This is a genomic window from Sphingobacterium sp., assembly GCF_032065005.1.
In the GTDB taxonomy this organism is placed as follows: Bacteria; Bacteroidota; Bacteroidia; order Sphingobacteriales; family Sphingobacteriaceae; genus Sphingobacterium.
Genome location: NZ_DAMBMM010000006.1, coordinates 100,279 through 119,267, shown reverse-complemented (window position 1 = coordinate 119,267; position 18,989 = coordinate 100,279). Strand labels below are relative to the sequence as shown.

At 41.6% G+C, this 18,989-nt stretch carries 18 protein-coding genes and 2 tRNA genes; 13 read left to right on the top strand and 7 right to left on the bottom strand.

Annotated features, from left to right (window positions below):
• Window positions 1-10 precede the first annotated feature (10 nt).
• From RT138_RS11405 to RT138_RS11380, 6 genes are all read left to right on the top strand, one after another.
• Window positions 11-1,798 (top strand): glycoside hydrolase family 9 protein, encoded by a 1,788-nt coding sequence (locus RT138_RS11405; protein WP_313190776.1) that lies wholly within the window; start codon window positions 11-13, stop codon window positions 1,796-1,798.
• A gap of 53 nt (window positions 1,799-1,851) precedes the next feature.
• Window positions 1,852-2,478: a polysaccharide deacetylase family protein gene (locus tag RT138_RS11400; protein ID WP_313190775.1), complete on the top strand. Its 627-nt coding sequence runs from the start codon at window positions 1,852-1,854 to the stop codon at window positions 2,476-2,478.
• 85 nt (window positions 2,479-2,563) lie between these two features.
• Complete coding sequence (murQ, locus tag RT138_RS11395) at window positions 2,564-3,376, top strand: N-acetylmuramic acid 6-phosphate etherase (RefSeq protein WP_313190881.1); 813 nt, start codon at window positions 2,564-2,566, stop codon at window positions 3,374-3,376.
• 15 nt (window positions 3,377-3,391) lie between these two features.
• Entirely contained in the window at window positions 3,392-4,903 is a 1,512-nt protein-coding gene (locus RT138_RS11390; RefSeq protein ID WP_185212983.1) for a sodium:solute symporter, read from the top strand.
• A 68-nt stretch (window positions 4,904-4,971) separates the two neighbouring features.
• Window positions 4,972-5,787, top strand: coding sequence for a purine-nucleoside phosphorylase (locus RT138_RS11385; protein WP_185212984.1), 816 nt, complete (start codon window positions 4,972-4,974; stop codon window positions 5,785-5,787).
• A 58-nt stretch (window positions 5,788-5,845) separates the two neighbouring features.
• Window positions 5,846-7,828 (top strand): putative porin, encoded by a 1,983-nt coding sequence (locus RT138_RS11380; RefSeq protein WP_313190774.1) that lies wholly within the window; start codon window positions 5,846-5,848, stop codon window positions 7,826-7,828.
• A gap of 718 nt (window positions 7,829-8,546) precedes the next feature.
• Here the strand turns inward: RT138_RS11380 and RT138_RS11375 are convergent.
• The 6 genes from RT138_RS11375 to RT138_RS11350 form a co-directional block, all read right to left on the bottom strand.
• Complete coding sequence (locus RT138_RS11375) at window positions 8,547-8,879, bottom strand: GIY-YIG nuclease family protein (protein WP_313190773.1); 333 nt, start codon at window positions 8,877-8,879, stop codon at window positions 8,547-8,549.
• 214 nt (window positions 8,880-9,093) lie between these two features.
• Window positions 9,094-9,168: transfer RNA gene (locus RT138_RS11370), tRNA-Val, on the bottom strand.
• A gap of 62 nt (window positions 9,169-9,230) precedes the next feature.
• Window positions 9,231-9,308 (bottom strand) — tRNA-Val (locus tag RT138_RS11365).
• Window positions 9,309-9,487: 179 nt separating this feature from the next.
• Window positions 9,488-9,811 (bottom strand): DUF6686 family protein, encoded by a 324-nt coding sequence (locus tag RT138_RS11360; protein ID WP_185215839.1) that lies wholly within the window; start codon window positions 9,809-9,811, stop codon window positions 9,488-9,490.
• Window positions 9,812-10,030: 219 nt separating this feature from the next.
• A complete protein-coding gene (locus RT138_RS11355) occupies window positions 10,031-10,747 on the bottom strand; it encodes a DUF1080 domain-containing protein (protein ID WP_313190772.1) in 717 nt (238 codons plus the stop codon).
• 128 nt (window positions 10,748-10,875) lie between these two features.
• On the bottom strand, window positions 10,876-11,397 hold the full coding sequence (locus RT138_RS11350; RefSeq protein WP_313190771.1) for an NAD(P)H-dependent oxidoreductase: 522 nt from the start codon (window positions 11,395-11,397) through the stop codon (window positions 10,876-10,878).
• 214 nt (window positions 11,398-11,611) lie between these two features.
• Between RT138_RS11350 and RT138_RS11345 the strand changes: the two genes are divergently transcribed.
• From RT138_RS11345 to lepB, 5 genes are read left to right on the top strand one after another with little or no spacing between them, the layout of a single operon-like run.
• Entirely contained in the window at window positions 11,612-12,409 is a 798-nt protein-coding gene (locus RT138_RS11345) for an AAA family ATPase (RefSeq protein ID WP_313190770.1), read from the top strand.
• A gap of 1 nt (window position 12,410) precedes the next feature.
• Window positions 12,411-13,331, top strand: coding sequence for a ParB/RepB/Spo0J family partition protein (locus RT138_RS11340; protein WP_313190769.1), 921 nt, complete (start codon window positions 12,411-12,413; stop codon window positions 13,329-13,331).
• Complete coding sequence (locus tag RT138_RS11335) at window positions 13,331-14,077, top strand: DUF5683 domain-containing protein (protein ID WP_185211406.1); 747 nt, start codon at window positions 13,331-13,333, stop codon at window positions 14,075-14,077. The genes RT138_RS11340 and RT138_RS11335 overlap by 1 nt, the downstream gene beginning before the upstream one ends.
• 15 nt (window positions 14,078-14,092) lie before the next feature.
• Complete coding sequence (dapB, locus tag RT138_RS11330; RefSeq protein WP_185211405.1) at window positions 14,093-14,836, top strand: 4-hydroxy-tetrahydrodipicolinate reductase; 744 nt, start codon at window positions 14,093-14,095, stop codon at window positions 14,834-14,836.
• Between the two features lie 3 nt (window positions 14,837-14,839).
• A complete protein-coding gene (gene lepB / locus RT138_RS11325; RefSeq protein WP_313190768.1) occupies window positions 14,840-16,282 on the top strand; it encodes a signal peptidase I in 1,443 nt (480 codons plus the stop codon).
• Between the two features lie 71 nt (window positions 16,283-16,353).
• Here the strand turns inward: lepB and RT138_RS11320 are convergent, their stop codons facing one another.
• Window positions 16,354-17,070, bottom strand: a complete 717-nt coding sequence (locus RT138_RS11320) for a pyridoxine 5'-phosphate synthase (RefSeq protein ID WP_313190767.1) — start codon at window positions 17,068-17,070, stop codon at window positions 16,354-16,356.
• A 108-nt stretch (window positions 17,071-17,178) separates the two neighbouring features.
• On the opposite strand from RT138_RS11320, the gene cdaA reads away from it, so the two are divergent.
• Both cdaA and RT138_RS11310 read left to right on the top strand, forming a co-directional pair.
• Entirely contained in the window at window positions 17,179-17,973 is a 795-nt protein-coding gene (cdaA, locus tag RT138_RS11315; RefSeq protein ID WP_169918969.1) for a diadenylate cyclase CdaA, read from the top strand.
• Between the two features lie 105 nt (window positions 17,974-18,078).
• Window positions 18,079-18,987 carry a DUF1338 domain-containing protein gene (locus RT138_RS11310; RefSeq protein WP_185215843.1) on the top strand — a complete coding sequence of 303 codons (909 nt, stop codon included), beginning with the start codon at window positions 18,079-18,081 and terminating at the stop codon, window positions 18,985-18,987.
• Window positions 18,988-18,989: the final 2 nt, after the last annotated feature.

Below are 18,989 nucleotides of genomic sequence, written 5' to 3'. Positions count from 1 at the left end.
ACCGATAATAATGAATAGCGTACTTTCCTTGTTTATTTTCCTTCTTTGTGCTTTTCAGGCCTTTTCACAAGAGAATTCCTGGATCAGGATAAACCAATTAGGCTATCTTCCTGACAATAAAAAAGTAGCTGTATGGGTAACTAAAGGAGATAAAGGGATCAAGAAATTTAGTTTAATCGACAAAAACAATAATAAAGCCGTTTTTACGGCCAAAACAGGTAAACAATTTGGCCAATATGGACCCTTCCAATTAGGCTACAGGTTGGATTTCAGTAAGTTCAACAAAAATGGCGAATATTACCTACTGGCCGATGATGGTACGAAGTCTCCAAGTTTTAAGATCAATGCAGATGTCTATAAAGGCACCGCCGATTTTACCTTGAGGTACATGCGTCAGCAAAGGACGCTATTTAATCCATTCCTTCAAGATTCTTGCCATACGCACGATGGATTTACCATGTATGCCAGTTCCGTTGGTATGCCTGATAGTACACGCGTAGAAGTGGCGGGCGGATGGCATGATGCTTCCGATTATTTGCAGTATGCCACCACCTCGGCCAATGCTACCTATCATTTATTGGCAGCCTATCGCGATTTTCCATCCGTATTTACCGATGAGAAACAAGCAAACGGACTGGACGGTAAAAACGGAATTGCTGATGTATTGGATGAAGCTATCTGGGGATTAGATTGGTTGGTAAAAATGCATCCCAAGCCCAATATCATGTTCAACCAGATTGCAGATGACCGTGATCATACCGCCATGCGCTTGCCGGGCCAAGACTCGGTTTATGGAAGAGGACATGAAAGACCAGTATATTTTATCGATGGCAATCCGCAGCAAAGAGGTAAATTCATGAACAATACCACAGGGACAAGTTCCACTGCTGCAAAATTCGTGAGTGCTTTTGGCTTGGGTCATCAATTACTTAAAGATCAAAACGCTGAATATGCCTCCATCTTAAAGGAAAAGGCAGGTACAGCTTATCAATACGCATACATCAAGCCAGGGGTAACCCAGACTGTTTCAGTTAAATCGCCTTATATTTATGCTGAAGATAACTGGGTGGACGATATGGAATTGGCCGAAGCCACCATGTTCAACCTGAACCAAAACCAGGAACATATCCAAAAGGCAATGGACTTTGCCAGGCAGGAAAAAGTAACTCCTTGGATGGTACGGGATACGGCAAACCATTATCAATATTATCCTTTCATTAACCTCGGCCATTTTGAATTGGCAAAATCAGTGAATGGAAAGGTGAAGAAAGAAGCCCTAGGCTATTATAAAGAAGGTATCCAGGAAGTAAATGCTCGTGCTAAGGACAACATGTTCTATCGCGGAGTTCCTTTTATTTGGTGCAGTAACAATTTGACCACCTCATTTGCTATCCAATGCTTATGGTATCGTGAGGCTTCTGGGGACGAGCAATTTCAAGAATTGGAACAAGCTAATATAGATTGGTTATTCGGTGTAAATCCTTGGGGAACCAGTATGGTCTATGGATTACCTGCACATGGTGATACACCAACCGAGCCACATTCGTCGTTTACATATTTACACAACTACCCAATTGATGGGGGATTGGTGGATGGACCGGTATATTCCGCGATCTATAATAACCTGATCGGCATTCAATTGTACAAGCCGGATGTGTATGCTCCATTCCAAAGTGATTTGGTGGTTTACCATGATGATTTTGGTGATTATAGTACGAATGAGCCAACCATGGATGGAACAGCGTCTTTGATCTATCTGTTGTCGGCAAAAGAGAGTGAATCAAAAAAAAAAGAATAACGGATTCTCAAGGCGCCTTCATTAGGGGCGATACCAGTAAAAGGCAGGTTAGCTTGATTTTTACAGGTGATGAATTCAGGGAAGGACTGCAAACAGTTGCAGAAACACTCGATAAAGAAAAAGTGAAAGGGAGCTTCTTTGTTACAGGGAGATTTCTGAAAGATCAGAAATCAGCAAAGTTGCTGAAAAGATTATATCGTCAAGGACATTATGTTGGTCCACATTCTGACCAACATCTGTTGTATGCACCTTGGGAGAAAAGGGATAGCCTTTTGCTGTCTAAAGTGGAGTTTGTCAACGATTTACAGGCTAATCTGGATAAGCTCCATGCAATTGGTATCACGAAAATGGACAAATTTGTTGCTCCGTATGAATGGTACAATAAGCAAATTGCAGCCTGGACGAAGGAGTTGGGCATGGAGCTGTATAATTTTACTCCAGGTTTAAGAACAGCGGCAGATTATACGTATCCAGAAATGGGAGCGCGGTATTTGTCCACTGAAGCGATTCTGAAACAATTGGCTGAGTATGAACAGAGCAAGGGCCTCAATGGATTCCAAATTATTGTCCATCTTGGCACTGACCCTAAAAGAGAAGATAAATTATTTAATCAATTAGAAAGATTGATTGATTTATTGAAGAATAAAAATTATAAATTCGTCCCACTCGACGAGATATAAAATTAACATGCGTGTTTTTGCGTTTTTTAGCAAAAAGTCGCATATTTACGAAAAGTTATTGAATGTATTGCAAATGCTGAATGCTATGATCAACACAACGGAGAAAGATTCCAACTATCAAGACCTAGATAAGATGTCGGTTCTTGAGATCCTGACTAATATTAATAATGAAGATAAAACAGTGCCGTTGGCCGTTGAAAAGGTTATTCCTCAAATTGATGCCCTAGTGAAGGTCGTTACTGACCGTATGAAAGCAGGTGGGCGTCTGTTCTATATCGGTGCAGGGACTTCGGGTCGTTTGGGTATCTTGGATGCATCGGAATGTCCTCCTACTTACGGCGTGCCCTTTGACTGGGTGATCGGATTGATCGCTGGTGGCGATACGGCTATCCGTAAAGCGGTGGAGTTTGCTGAAGATGATGTTGAACAGGCTTGGAAAGATTTAGAAGAATATGCGATCAATGAAAATGACTTTGTCCTTGGTATCGCCGCTTCTGGAACTACACCTTACGTAATTGGCGGTCTTGATAAAGCGAATGAGTTAGGGATTGCAACCGGATGTTTGGTTTGTAATGGAAACTCACCGATTGCAGCCCGTGCCAAATATCCTATTGAAGTAATCGTAGGCCCTGAATTCGTTACGGGTTCTACTCGTATGAAAGCTGGAACTGCACAGAAATTGGTGTTAAACATGATCAGTACCGCTGTCATGATCCAATTGGGCAGAGTTAAGGGAAATAAAATGGTAGATATGCAGCTCTCTAACCATAAATTGGTTGGTAGAGGGGTTCGTATGGTCATGGCTGAAACCGGAACTGACGAAGAGACTGCAACTGCACTGATCGAAGAATTCGGAAATGTTCGAAAAGCGATCGATAATTTTAACCTTAATAAATAAAATTTAGATCTACCTATGTCACCAATTATCCTGCTAACTTTTATTGTGGTTTATTTTGGGCTTCTTTTGGCTGTAGCTTATTTTACATCCAGAAATTCCTCCGATAACTCCACGTTCTTTGTCGCGAACAGAAATGCCAAATGGTATATGGTTGCCTTCGGTATGATCGGTACCGCCCTGTCGGGGGTGACCTTTATTTCGGTTCCCGGTGATGTGGGCAATACGCCTGCAGGCCTGAGCGACCCCAATAATTTCAGTTATTTTCAGTTTGTTCTCGGGAATGCCATAGGCTTCATTATCATCGCCTATGTCTTGCTGCCGCTTTATTACCGCATGAACCTTACTTCCATCTATACCTATTTGGAAGAACGTTTGGGTCACAAAAGTTATAAGGCCGGAGCTATGATCTTTTTGATCTCTAGGACCATCGGATCTGCCTTTAGATTGTACCTCGTTGCCATCGTATTGCAACGCTATATTTTCGATGCTTGGAATGTACCATTCATCTTAACTGTGGCAGTCTGTCTTATTTTAATTTGGCTGTACACCAATAAGGGCGGATTAAAGACGATTATTATTACCGATACTTTACAGACCACTTTCCTGTTATTGGCCGTTGTCCTGTCTATTTATTTTATGGCAGACGGCTTAGGTTGGACCGTTACTGAGGCATTTGAAAAGGTTAAGGAAAGCACCTATTCCAAAGTATTTATCTGGGAGAACCTATTGGGCGACCCTAGGAATATCTGGAAACATGTGATCGGCGGTATCTTTGTGACCATTGCCATGACAGGTCTGGACCAAGATTTAATGCAGAAAAACCTGAGCATGAAGACCATCAAGGAAGCACAGACCAACATGATGACCTTTACAGGTATCTTCGTGGTGATCAATCTATTCTTCCTAGCGGTGGGTGCCTTATTGTATTTCTATGCTGATGCTAACGGAATCAATATTGCTGATCTGGGCAAATCGGATTACCTGTATCCAGAAATCGCATTGAGACACCTGTCTATTGTGCCGGGAATTATCTTTATGATGGGATTGACAGCAGCGACATTTGCAACAACAGATTCTGCATTGACAGCTTTGACCACTTCTTATTGTGTGGATTTCTTGAACTTCAATAAAAAGGAAAACCCTAATGATCCAAAATTGGTCAAACAGCGTAACTATGTGCACTTTGCGTTCTCGATCGTTATGTTATTGGTTATTTTGTTGTTCCATGTCATCAACGACGAGTCTGTCGTATCAGCCATCTTTAAGATTGCAGGATACACTTATGGTCCATTGTTAGGCCTGTTCTCTTTCGGTATCCTGACCAAGATGCGTGTCAAAGATAACCTTGTGCCTTACATCTGTGTCGTTTCACCGATATTGATGTACTTGTTGACGACCTATCTATTACCACTGACCGAATATAAAATCGGTTTCGAGCTGATCGTATATAATGGCTTAACTACCTTTATCTTGTTATGGTTAACTTCTCCAGGGAAAGTTAGAAAACCCATGACCGCTGTAAAGTAAGCCTATTCCTTTGATTTGTGTGTGCAAAAAAATAACAGTAAGTTTGATTAACTAGTTTTTTTGCACACATGTATCAAATGATTGAAGAATCTATCCAATCTATCCGTCGTAAAATCGGCGATTTCACCCCAGAATTCGGAATTATCTTAGGCACAGGCCTTGGAAAACTTGTAGAGGAAATTGAAGTGGAATTTCAGATGATGTATTCCAATATTCCCAATTTCCCAATCTCTACCGTTGAATTCCATACCGGAAAATTGATCTTTGGAACGCTCAATGGGCGTAAGGTGGTAGCCATGCAAGGTAGACTCCATTATTATGAAGGTTACAGCATGCAGGAAATCACTTTCCCTGTTCGCGTAATGAAAGGCTTAGGGATCCAAAAACTATTCGTGTCCAATGCTTCAGGTTCCTTGAACCCCGATATCCGAAAAGGTGATATCGGCATTATTGAAGACCATATCAACTTACTTCCCGATAATCCATTACGGGGAACAAACGATGAGGACTTAGGCCCCCGTTTCCCTGACATGAGCCAGCCCTATAATTTCCAGATGATCGAACAAGGCATGGAGATCGCCAATAATCTAGGTTTCAGGACCCATAAAGTGGTCTATGTCTCCGCTCCTGGACCAAATCTTGAAACCCGCGCCGAATACCGTTATATGCGCATTATAGGAGGGGACATCGTTGGGATGAGTACGGTTCCCGAAGTGATTGTTGCCAATCATATGGGCTTACCTGTTTTTGCCATTTCCGTAGTGACAGATGAAGGTTTCCATCCGAATCTAAGACCGGTATCGCTTCAGGAAATAGTGGAAGTGGCCGCAAAGGCAGAACCAAAAATGACAAGTATTTTAAAAGAATTGATCGCATTGCAATAATTTTGGTTTTTTGCGCTATTTTTGAGGGCATAAATTTTGTACCGTTCCTGATTTGAGTATGCTAAGAAGGTTATTGTTTGTATTGTTGTTGTTTAGCCTTGTTCCTAAACTATACGCCCAGACTGAAGAGGAGTTCAGTTCTGCACTGGATTCTGCGCGTAATGCAGAGGATAATAAGAAAGACTCAGTCATCTTCACGGCTAAATACGTAAGGTTTACTAACCTGAAAACAATGAAGCGGGGAACAAAGACCTTTCAGATCGATACTTCCCATGTCAATTTTCAATATTACAATAAACAGAACCTTCCTTGGGATCCTTCGATCAATCTAGGGTCCTATGGTTTGGCGACTCGAGACCTGTTGTTCAACCCGAATAAGACCATCGGGTTTCAATCTGGCTACCATGCCATGGAACGATATATCCTGCATCCGGATTCTGTCCAATATTACCGTGCCCGAGCTCGTTACTCGGAGTTATATGCTGTGGGTTTCTTCTTTGATGATCAGGTATTCCGAGCCAAATTGGCGCAGAATATCAATCCCCACCTGAATATTGGTGCTGAATACCATGCGACCAATACCGATGGGTTCTATAATAACCAACAATATAGCGACCGAAAAGGGGCTGTATTTGCCTGGTACGAATCACCTAGCAAAAGGTACAACCTCCTTTCAAACTTTACATTCAACACCTTGGATGCTACCGAGAACGGTTCGGTAAGGAACGATACCTTATTCAGGGATACTTCCAGTAACACTTCGCCATCTCGTTACCCCGTGAAATTAGATGGGATACAGTCAAACCGTCCGTACAATAAATGGAAAGATCTAGGCTTCTTTATTAGGCAATCCTATTTTATGGGAAGGATTGACACGGTCAGTGGCAATGGTCCAGATGCCGAAATCCACCCAACGAATGTTATTGCCCATAACTCCAGTATCAGGCAACAGAAGTTTATCTTCTTTAAGAATCAGGCAGACCTCTATAATGCCCTACCTTTTAACAACCTGGTAAGGGTAGAGGACACAACGAAAATTACGACCATTTCAAACGATTTTACCTATAGTTTCTATCTCCGAGGGAAAAGCCTCAAGAATGAAGCGAAGGTCGAACTGGGCTTCCAAAATGACCTGATCTGGTATGCGGACAGTGTGTTGAATAAGTTTTACCAGAACTCCATGGTAAAGGGCGCTATCGGCTATAAGTTTTCCGACAAAGTAGACGTCAATTTTACCGCCAACCAAATAGTGGTAGGTCGGAACTTTGGGGATTTCCTATATGAAGCTTATGCCGACATACATTTGAACGAAACTTTAGGAAAATTAAGGGTCGGTGCCTATTCCCAGAATAAGTCACCCGAAATGATATTCCAAAATGCCAACCTTTCTTACCATTCCTGGAAAGAGGAAGACCTTAACCTGAATAAGATCAAGACCCAAAACCTTTCCTTTCAATATGCGAATGATAAATTAGGATTCAACGGAAAGCTAGAATACTTCCTGATCAATAACTACACTTATTTTCACGAAGTTCCAAATCCTGACAACAATATATTGGGCGCGAGGAATATCCTGCCAACCCAAGAAGGAAACCTTAATCTCCTGAAACTGACCGTCGGCCAGAATTTCAAGTTCCGTAGGTTCCACCTAGATAACCGTGTAGTTTACCAAAAGTCCGATGCGATGGACATCCTGGCGACGCCAGAGCTCTACACATGGCACAGTTTCTACTATGCCAACAAGCTGTACAATGTCATGGACTTTAGATTGGGTATGGATGTACGTTTCAATACGCCATTCCGTACGCCTTCTTATTCCATCAACTCCGGACAGTTCTATAATGACAACGTAGGGATCGAGTTCTCAACTTATCCTATCGCCGATCTTTGGTTCACTGGAAACATCGATCGTGTCAATCTTTTCCTAAGCTATAATTTCGTCAACCAACATGTGTACCCTAATGGGTATTACAGCGTAAGACGTTATCCTATGGCGCCTGCAAACCTAAGGTTTGGGGTATCCTGGAAATTCTATGATTAATAGTTAGTAGTATTTAGTAGAGAGTATTTAGTATTTAGACTTGGTGAAAATTCTTGCCAGGGGGTGGGATTCTTGTGTGGATTGCAGGGAAAATCTTGTAAAAGGGTGTAGATTTTTGAGAGAATTTTTGTTGATGGGCTTTGGGTTTTATTCGAGGCATATTCGGGACATATTGCGATAATTCCGAATATGTCTCGAATGAGGTCAGGATTAAAGCTATGAGGATTTTTTGATTTTGGTCTAATCGTAACTCCCCAGCAGGGGTGACATCTTTATAGAAATTGGAATGGATTATTGGTTAACCCCTAGCGGGGGTGAAATATTTTTTTGTACCCTTTTCGTGTCACCCTGAGGGCCTGCCCGAAGGGTCTCGGAACGTGCCACTCTTCATTTGAAATAGTTTCCTCATCTTACGATTTCGGAATGACTACAATTTTCTAAAAAAAAACAAGATATAGATTCTTCGCGTTGCTCTGAATCCCTCTTTGTCGCTCTCTGATTCTGGACAATCAGTGAAGAATCTGTTCGGTTCTCCTCTATAGGGACGTGTCATTCTGTGCCGAAGGTACAGGAACTGTTCGCTGATACAATCATGGTTCGCATGGTTCCGAGACCTTTCGTTCCTCAAGGTGACACTGTAAAAATAAACTTATTTTAGATGTATTGCCCCATTTTAGCTGGATGGTTTGAAACAAAACAGGGGTAAATCAAAAAAGCATCAATTTCTTGATGCTTTTCTTTCGGTAGTGGAGGCTACTGGATTCGAACCAGTGACCACTTCCGACTTTTGGTCGGAATGCTGTGAACCAGCATCGCGTATGAGTTTTTCGATTAGTTTTTTGCTTTTCCACCCTTTTATTTCTTTTTCTCTTTTCATTGCTTCATTTTTTTGATTGAATGATTCTACATGGACTATAATCCAATCATTGGCTCGGTTTGTAAATCCCTTGCTCTTTGAGTTGTGACGCCGTAACCTGTCTGTAATGTCTTGAGTAAATCCGATATAATATCGGTCTAGAGAAGGAGAGTAAATAATGTACACGGTATACATTAGAGAAAATTGTAGTATAAAATCTTAAACGCAAAAAAAGCATCAATTTGTTGATGCTTTTCTTTCGGTAGTGGAGGCTACTGGATTCGAACCAGTGACCACTTCCGACTCTTGGTCGGAATGCTCTGAACCAGCCCCATCGCCTTTGAAAAACATCTAATTAGTACCTTTAAACGCAAAAAGCATCAATTTCTTGATGCTTTTCTTTCGGTAGTGGAGGCTACTGGATTCGAACCAGTGACCCTCTGCTTGTAAGGCAGATGCTCTGAACCAGCTGAGCTAAGCCTCCTTTTTGTTGACCACTTCCGGTTTTACTTCGGAATGCTCTGAATGACTGAGCTTGGTCTTTTTTGGTGGAGAATACTGGATTCGAACCAGTGACCCTCTGCTTGTAAGGCAGATGCTCTGAACCAGCTGAGCTAATTCTCCTTTTCCGTGTTGCGGTGTGCAAATATAGGGGTTAATTCTGATTTACAAAATATTTTATGGATATTTTTTGTGGGTGAATTGGCAAATTATTCAAAGCCAAATAATTAATTTGATTTTTAGCGTGGCGTCTTGATTGCTGAACAGTCAGAAACGTAGAGTGAAAGACCATTAAAGCCTGCTTATTGCAAGAAAGAATAGATTCTTTCCATGTAATAGGCTTCATCTAAAGACCTGACCAGTTCAGTCATTTCAAAGTGGTTGAAGGAGAAATTGATTCCCGAATAGGGGCTGTTCAATAAGATCCGTTCTCGACCATCTGGAAATGATACGGGGCTGCTCTCTGCATAGATGTCCTTCACGATCCTTCGGAACATGATGAAATCTTCTTTGCTGAAGTTGATGAGGATATTATTGAAACAAAGGTGTATGATATTCTGACCCTCTGGCATACTGATGAAGCCTTGGTCATTTTTGGAGAGAATTCTTAGGCGACAGTTGTCCATATATAGCCAATCCCGTTTTTTATTTGTGCCTGCATTACCCGCATGCCTATCTTCATGCGGGTAAACAGGACTTCTGTATAATTGAAACTGTTTTCTTTGCTGGAGTAAAAGTAGGTATTATTTAGAATGATTATAAATAATAGTTCCTTTATGACATTGGGATTATATATTGTCGCCTGAGTTAAAAAAACGTTGGAATTTCTCCTGTAATAGCTGTGTCTATAGCTCTCTGATGGCGATATTTCGGAAACCGACGGAATCTGTATGATTTTGGAATGCGATCTTTCCTTTAGGGTATGTTGCAAAGGCAGGATAGTTTTTCATATTGCTATTGGCAATCTTTTGTTTGAATGCAGGGGTATTGATGCTATCTTGGAAGGTGATCTTGTCATTGAGCCAAAAGGTTACCTGTCCATCTTGCTGTTTGATCTTGCCTTTGTTCCATTCGCCGTAAGGATTAGGCTTGGAGTTGCTGCCGATACATTCCACAGAATAGAGACAACCGGCCCAATGCGTGGAGTCTACCTGATGCCTTGGTTCGGCATTGGCATTGTCCAGGAGTTGCATCTCCAGTCCGGTTGCAAATGTGGCTGCGTAGGTACTATCCTCGCGAACATTGATAAATACACCGCTGTTTCCACCTTTTTTGACCTTCCATTCGAAGTCCAGTTCAAAGTCTTGGTATTCTTTGTCGCTGATCAGGTCGCCGAATTCTCCATTGCCCTTTGGGTCACAGATCAATTCGCCATTGTCGACCTTCCATTTGGAGTCCATGTTTCCACGGTTGTATACATGCCATCCGGTCAAGTCCTTTGCATTGAAAAATGCACTGGAATCTGAAGTTTCTGGACTTTCCTTTACGGTTGTGGATTGGTTACAGGAAGCTAAAGCTAAGGATAGGATAAGTGCAATGGATTTGATAGGGTTGGTCGACATAGTTGTTGATTTTTAAAATATTACAAAGGACTAAATGTAAAAAGAAAAATCAAGAAAATTTTGGGAGGGCCCTGGAGAATAGCTTGTATAAAGAAAATATGACAGAGGAGCCTAAAAAGCAGCTGGGCTTAGAAGCGTTCGATTTCGTCGATCTGTTCCATGATAAACTTCAAGGATATGGGGTCTTGAAATTCTTCCTCTGAATTCAATTCGTTCTGGATCAGGGGAATGTGAATCTTTAAGGGCAAGACGTGCATGCGCATATAGTTGCATACACCAGTGAAGTGGTCCACGCCACGTATATTTCCATATTTTCCTGTTGATACCCCGACCAGAGCGGCCTTTTTGTGATAGAAAGAGGCAGGGAATGCGCAGGCATCGATAAACACCTTTAAGATTCCCGGGTAGGAGCCATTGTATTCAGGGATGATAAACACGAATTTTTTAGCTGCAGACACTTTTTCCTGGATTTCGGCAAAGGCTTCGCTGCGTTTTCCATATAGATCCGTATTGGTGATATCATGGGGAAGATCTTCAAGGGAAAGTATCTCAAACTCTTCGCCCCTTTTTGACAATTCCTTTTGATAAAATTTTGCAACTTTTAATGAGTTGGAACGTTTTCTATTTGTGCCTGAGATAATTAAATTCATTGTTTGATGTTACATGTAAAAAGCAATCGCGTTCGGTATCAATACCTAAATCTATTTTTCGTATCTTAGCATCCTGACTTGGTAGAATGAGATTCGCTTCAAAATTAGCAAATTTAACATCATTTAAGTGTCTAATATCATCAAGGTATGTTAATTTGCATATTGAAGTGAAATAATGCCGGTCGACATTATTTTCAAAAATTGAGGAATCACAATGGGAAAGATTATTGCCATAGCCAATCAAAAAGGAGGAGTTGGTAAAACAACCACCTCCATCAATCTTGCTGCGAGTTTAGCTGTGTTAGAATATAAGACTTTGTTGGTGGATGCGGATCCGCAAGCAAACTCCACGTCTGGAATTGGTTTTGATCCTCGCGCCATTAAGACCAGCATTTATGAATGTTTGGTGAATGATGTGACAGCAAAAGAAGCCATACAGGCTACCGATACTCCAAATCTAGATCTATTGCCAGCCCATATCGACTTGGTCGGTGCGGAGATTGAGATGATCAACCTGGAGGAGCGCGAATACAAGATGAAACGTCTTTTGGATGAAGTGAAGGATGATTATGATTTTATTATCATTGACTGTTCCCCATCTTTAGGACTAATTACCATCAATGCACTTACAGCTTCAAATTCAGTGATCATTCCGGTTCAATGTGAGTATTTTGCATTGGAAGGATTGGGTAAGTTGTTGAATACAATTAAGATTGTACAGACACGATTGAACACCGAACTGGAGATCGAAGGTATCTTATTGACGATGTACGATGTTCGTTTGAGGTTATCGAACCAAGTAGTGGAGGAGGTGCGCACGCATTTCCACGATTTGGTGTTTGATACAATTATTCAGAGAAATACGCGTTTGAGTGAAGCACCAAGTTTCGGGATTTCAGTAATCATGCATGATGCATCTTGTAAAGGTGCCATCAATTATTTGAACCTTGCACGCGAGATTTTGGAGAAGAATGGATTATTAAAAGAGAATAAGCAAACTGTAACAGTATAGTATGGCAGCACAACAGCGGAAAACAGGATTAGGCAAGGGTTTAGGCGCATTGCTTCAACAGGAAGTGATCAGCAGTCCTAAAGACAAGACGGCCGATGTTCCTGCGAGCAAGACACCGAGCTCTCCTGCCGGTAGCATAAACTTTATTAAAGTAGAACAAATATCGATCAACCCTTTTCAACCTAGGACAGATTTTGATGAAGGAGCCCTAAGGGAATTATCTGAGTCTATCGAGGTACAAGGTTTGATCCAGCCTATCACTGTGCGTCAGATTGGTAAGAATGAATACCAATTGATCTCTGGTGAAAGAAGGTTGAGGGCATCCAAATTGGCGGGAATTACCGAAATCCCTGCCTATGTAAGGACTGCAAATGATCAACAGATGCTAGAAATGGCCCTGATCGAGAACATTCAACGCGAAAACCTGAATGCCATTGAGATTGCATTGAGTTTCCAGCGAATGATCGAGGAATGCAGCCTGAAGCAAGAGGAACTGGGCGATCGCGTAAGCAAGAACCGTTCTACAGTAACCAATTACCTTCGTTTGTTAAAACTTCCTCCTGTGATCCAGGCGGCAATCCGTGATGGGGATTTATCCATGGGACATGCCAGAGCCCTGATCAATGTCGGAGAGATCGATAAACAATTGTTTATATTCAAGGAGATTGTTGAAAAAGGATTGTCGGTACGTAAGGCTGAGCAATTGGTCCGTGAGGTTCAACAGGCTAAGGATAAAAAACAAAAAGGCAAAAAAGAGGCGCCTTTGAATTTTCAATATCAAAAAATTGAGGATGACCTGGCTTCGAAATTTGCCACTCGTGTAAAATTGAACGTGAAATCTACGAAGGGGAAAGGCGCCATTGAGATTCCTTTTAACTCTGAGGATGATTTGAGCCGAATTTTAGAGTTGTTAGACTGGTAATGTATAAATTTTTACTGCTCTTTGGGATGATCTTTTCCTTTACTTGTCTTAAAAGCCAAGTGAAAGATACCATTCCTGACTCTACGAAAATGGTTCAAGTGCAGGATTCTGTGAAGAAAGCTGCGCAAGATACCGTCAAGAAAGAGACTCGCGCGGAAAGGAAAGCCAGGATAAAGGCTGAAAAGGAGCGCGAGAAATTCTATTATAAGGATATCCGTAAGGATTCAGCAAGGTTGGCAATCGAAAGATTGACCAGGATTGCCTGGAAAAGATCTTTGATATTACCGGGTTGGGGGCAGTATACCAATGGGGGGTTATGGTGGATCAAAGTTCCGATCATTTACGGAGGATTTGTCGGTGCAGGTCTGACCTTTAATTACTGGCAATGGTACTATAAGGAGTTCTTAGGTGAGCTGCAATATCGGGAAGAGTTTGGGCAACCGTCCAATCATGAGTCCTTAGGTATCAATAGTAGCTGGACCGTTCAGGGTCTGGTTCAACAGAAGGATTATGGTCGCAGAAACCGTGATCTGACGATCTTGCTGACGGTAGGTTGGTATGGATTGAACGTGGTTGAGGCCTACGTGGATTCGATCCTGAAAAACCGTTGGAATATCAGTAATGATCTGAGTTTTAAGGTTTCACCAACCTTACTTCCTAACTATGCTTATACACCGGGGATGGGTACTTTTTCTGGAAACGGATTTGTATCTCCGGGTTTGAAAATGACCTTTACCATTAAATAAAAACCAATTAACTATATGAAAATCGTTTTATTAGGTTATGGAAAAATGGGGCAACTGATCGAGCGCTTCGCCATGAAAAGAGGGCATGAAGTGGTTTTGATCGTTGATGAAAGAAATAGGGACAGCATTACTTCCGAAGATCTGGAAGAAGCTGATATGGCCATTGATTTCAGTACTCCAAATGCAGCCTTAGAAAATATCAGTCTTTGTTTTGAGTCCAATCTGCCCTTAGTGGTCGGAACCACGGGATGGTACGAGCATTTGGACGAAGTAAAAGATACTTGTTTAGAAGCTGATCAAGCCTTGCTATATGGCTCTAACTTCAGTATTGGGGTGAATATCTTCTTCCATATCAACAAGATGTTGGCAAAGGCCATCAATCCTTATAAGCAATACGATGTTCAGGTGGAGGAAATCCATCATATCCATAAATTAGATGCCCCAAGCGGAACAGCAATTACTATTGCTGAAGGGATTTTGGAGAACAGTGATGAAAAGAAATCCTGGGTAAATTCGGTGGAAGGGTCTGGTGAGGAAGTCATTCCAAAGCCAAATGAATTGCTGATCGAAAGTTTAAGAATAGAAGAAGTTCCTGGTACCCATACTGTTTTGTACAGCTCGGAAGTTGACCAAATCGAATTCAAGCACACTGCGCATAGCAGGGAAGGTTTTGCTTTGGGTGCGGTTATTGCGGCTGAATGGCTTTTTGGTAAAAAAGGGTTTTATCAGGTGACTGAAATGTTTGATTTTAATAAATAATATATGTGGTATATCATTTTAGCCATATACATCATTGGTTCCGCTTACGGACTGTACTTATTGTATAGAAAAGCGGGCAAGCAAGGATGGGAAGCTTTTGTTCCCGTTTATGCACAATATGTCATGGCGCAATTGGTTGGAAGGCCAACCTGGTGGATAGTGTGGCTATTTGTTCCGATTGTAAATATCTTTATAGGGTATGATCTCCTATTGAATTTGATCAAATCTTTTGGGAAACGTAGGTTTTGGGAAAATGCTGCAGCGGTATTGGTCCCATTTATCGTATTGCCGATGTGGGGCAGGGACCCGAATGTGAAATATTTGGGACAGTCCACTACCGAGGAATTCAAAAAGAAATATCCCTATAAAAAGTCAGTAGCTAGGGAATGGGCTGATGCCATTATTTTTGCTACCGTTGCCGCAACGTTGATTCGCGGTTTCTTGATTGAAGCCTATATGATCCCTACTGGATCGATGGAAAGAAGCTTGTTGGTTGGTGACTTCTTGTTCGTAAGTAAACTGAACTATGGTCCAAGGATTCCGATGACTCCTTTGGCATTTCCTTTTGCTCACCATACCATGCCTGTCACTGGTGGAAAAGCTTATTCTGAAGCGATAAAGATCCCATATAAAAGACTACCTGGATTTCAGGATATCAAGAGAAATGATGTGGTTGTATTCAACTACCCAATGGAAGCTGATGCGCCTTTCAATAGACCTATCGATAAACGCGAAAATTACATTAAGCGCTGTGTGGGTATGCCTGGGGATGTTATTTCCATGGAACGCACAAAGCTTTTTGTCAATGGAGAACCTGCCTTTACGGATGAGGATTTTCAAACCAACTATTTGGTCATAACGGACCCGAACGGCCTCAACCTACAGAAATTGTTGGATATGCGTATCGAAATGGACATGCTGTATACAGATCCAAGTATGGGTCAGTACGCAATGCACATGACAAAAACTGAGGCTGAAGAGGTGAAGAAATGGTCCAACATCAAGGAATTTAGGGAGATTATTTATGAGCCAGGGGACGCGAATCCAGGTTTTCAGGCTTTCCCGATGTATACCAATGGGATCATTTGGAACTACGATAACTTTGGCCCTATCCAGGTTCCTAAAAAAGGATGGACCGTTAAGTTGGATTCATTGACAGTTCCATTGTACGAAAGAGCGATCTCGGTTTACGAAGGAAATACCTTTGAAAAGAAATCTGACGGCTATTATATCAATGGACAGAAGTCCGACAGCTATACTTTCAACATGGATTACTTTTGGATGATGGGGGATAACCGCCATAATTCATTGGATTCGAGAGGTTGGGGTTTTGTGCCGGAAGACCATATCGTTGGTAAAGCCTTGTTCACATGGTTGAGCTGGGATGAGAACGGATCCTTCCTGTCGAAAATTAGATGGAATAGAATCTTTAGACCTATTCATTAAGGTCAATAGCAAATAGAAAATGGGAGTCAGCAGAACTGGCTCCCATTTTCTATTTATGTGTTCTGCCTATGCTATTTTAGACAGGCGAGGTATCTCTTGATGGTTTCTTCCAGACCTAGGTAAAGGGCGTCGGAAATCAGGGCGTGGCCAATACTGACCTCCAATAATCCAGGGATATGCTGATGGAAATATTGTAGGTTGTTTAGGTCAAGGTCATGACCGGCATTTAATCCCAATCCAACCTTTTGAGCCGCAAGTGCTGCCTTAACATAGGGTTCGATCGCTTTTTCAGGATCATTGATAAAATCGGTTGCATAAGCTTCGGTATACAGTTCAATCCGATCGGTTCCCGTTTCTGCTGCTGCTTCAACCAATTCCACTACTGGGTCAACAAAGATAGAAACACGGATGCCCTGACCTTTGAAAAGCTTCACCATTTCGGAAAGATATTCACGGTGCTTGATGGTGTCCCAGCCATGGTTGGAAGTAATCTGTCCTTCTTCATCAGGAACCAAGGTCACCTGAGCTGGATTATTCGCAAGGACCAAGTCAATAAATTTCTGCTCACGGCAATTACCTTCAATATTGAATTCGGTAATGATATTGGCCTTTAGGTCATAGACATCCTGATAGCGGATGTGTCTTTCATCGGGTCTTGGATGTACGGTAATTCCCTGTGCACCAAATTTCTCACAAGCTAGGGCAGCGGCAAGAAGGTTTGGAACATTTCCACCACGGGCATTTCTCAGGGTCGCGATTTTATTGATATTTACTGAAAGTTTAGTCATAGTTTAGCTCCTTTTTACAAATTTACTGTTTTGCACTGCCATATTCCTATCATTTTATGATTTTAAATAGGTTCATCAATGGATAATATTTTTTAAATTGCAGGAAGTATGGATGGTTTGGACTTCAATCTATTAAGTGGCTTCAGGCTACTGGATTTCATCGATATATTGCTCGTAGCAATTATCATCTACTATGTCTATAGCTTGATCAAAGGGACTATAGCCGTAAATATCTTGATTGGTGTGGGGTTGTTTTACGGTATATATCTAGTCGTAAAGCAGATGGAGATGCGCCTTTTGACCGAGATATTCGGTGGTTTTATCTCTGTAGGATCCATTGCCTTGATTGTCGTGTTCCAGCAGGAAATACGCCGTTTCCTTTTACATATCGGTAAAAACATCTCTTTGAGGAGGAAGAAGTTTTTGTGGTCTATCTTTGGGGGCAAGAAATCTACCCATCGTGAGAATGTTGAATTTATCAAACCTATCGTGGAGGCTTGCCAAAACATGTCAAAGTCTAGAACTGGTGCGCTATTGGTGTTTTCAAGATATTTTGATGAGGAATATTACCAGACCAGCGGTACGGTGATCGATGCGCCGATATCCAAAAGATTATTAGAGAGTATATTTTTCAAAAATTCCCCTTTACACGATGGTGCCGTTATTATTGTGGACAACAGGATCATGACCGCGAGTTCGGTACTCCCCCTGTCGGACAGTGAGGACCTACCACCTCAGTTTGGATTGAGACACCGCGCAGCCATCGGTGTGACCGAGGTGTCTGAAGCGGTGGCCGTTATTGTATCGGAAGAAACCGGAGAGATTTCCTTCGCGAAGGATGGAAATATCAATATGAACCTGACTGCCGAGGAATTGGAGAAGATTTTAGCGGAAGAATTGTAGTTTTCCTGAATAATATTTTTAGTTATCTCTTTTTTGCTGAACAATAGTTTTTGTTTGATAAATTTTAGATAACTTTATTCAAATTATAAGACTAAATTCATTGTTATGCATTTCGACGAAAAAAAGCCTATTGATATAGTGTTGAACGATTTGTTTGAACATTACCGAGCGAACGTTTCAGATGTGGATAAGATTACCAAGGCTCTTCTGGAGCGTGGGGTTGTACAATCGCAAGCTGACATCGTAAATGACCATATTGCATTCCGTACCTTAGGTGTTCCTAATCTAGGAATCGCCTCCTTCGAGAAGATTTTCCTTTCTTTCGGCTATAAAAAGATGGATTACTATTATTTTGAAGGCAAGAAACTTGACGCACATTGGTATGCACCTCCTGCTGACCATTATCCCCGAATATTTGTTTCCCAATTGCGAGTATCTGAGTTGAGCCAAGCGGCCCAAGAGATTATCCTGAAATATACTGCTCCAATCACTTCTGATCCAGTGGATGCTTTGGATTTGAACAATGGGCAGCAATTGGCAGATTTTCTACAGAAACCTTTATGGGATCTACCTACTTCTTCTGAATATGAAACCCTGCTTGCTGAAAGTGAATATGCGGCTTGGGTCATCTATAATCGCTATTACTTGAACCACTATACCATCTCTATCCATGAATTGAAAGATGGATATAATACCCTTGAAGAGTTCAATGCATTTTTAGAAAGCATTGGCATTAAATTGAACACTTCGGGTGGCAAGATCAAAACGAGTGGAGACAATCTTCTAAGACAGAGCAGTACGGTTTCGGCCTTGTATGATGCTAAATTTGCAGACGGTAAAACCTTGGAAATTGCAGGTAGCTATGTTGAATTTGCAGAACGCAGTGTATTGCCACAGTTTAAACATTTAGCAAAAGAAGAAATTAAGAGAGAGCATCGTCGTGACGGCTTCGAAACGAACAATGCCGATAAAATATTCGAAAGTACCTATACATCACAGATTAAAGGATCATAACT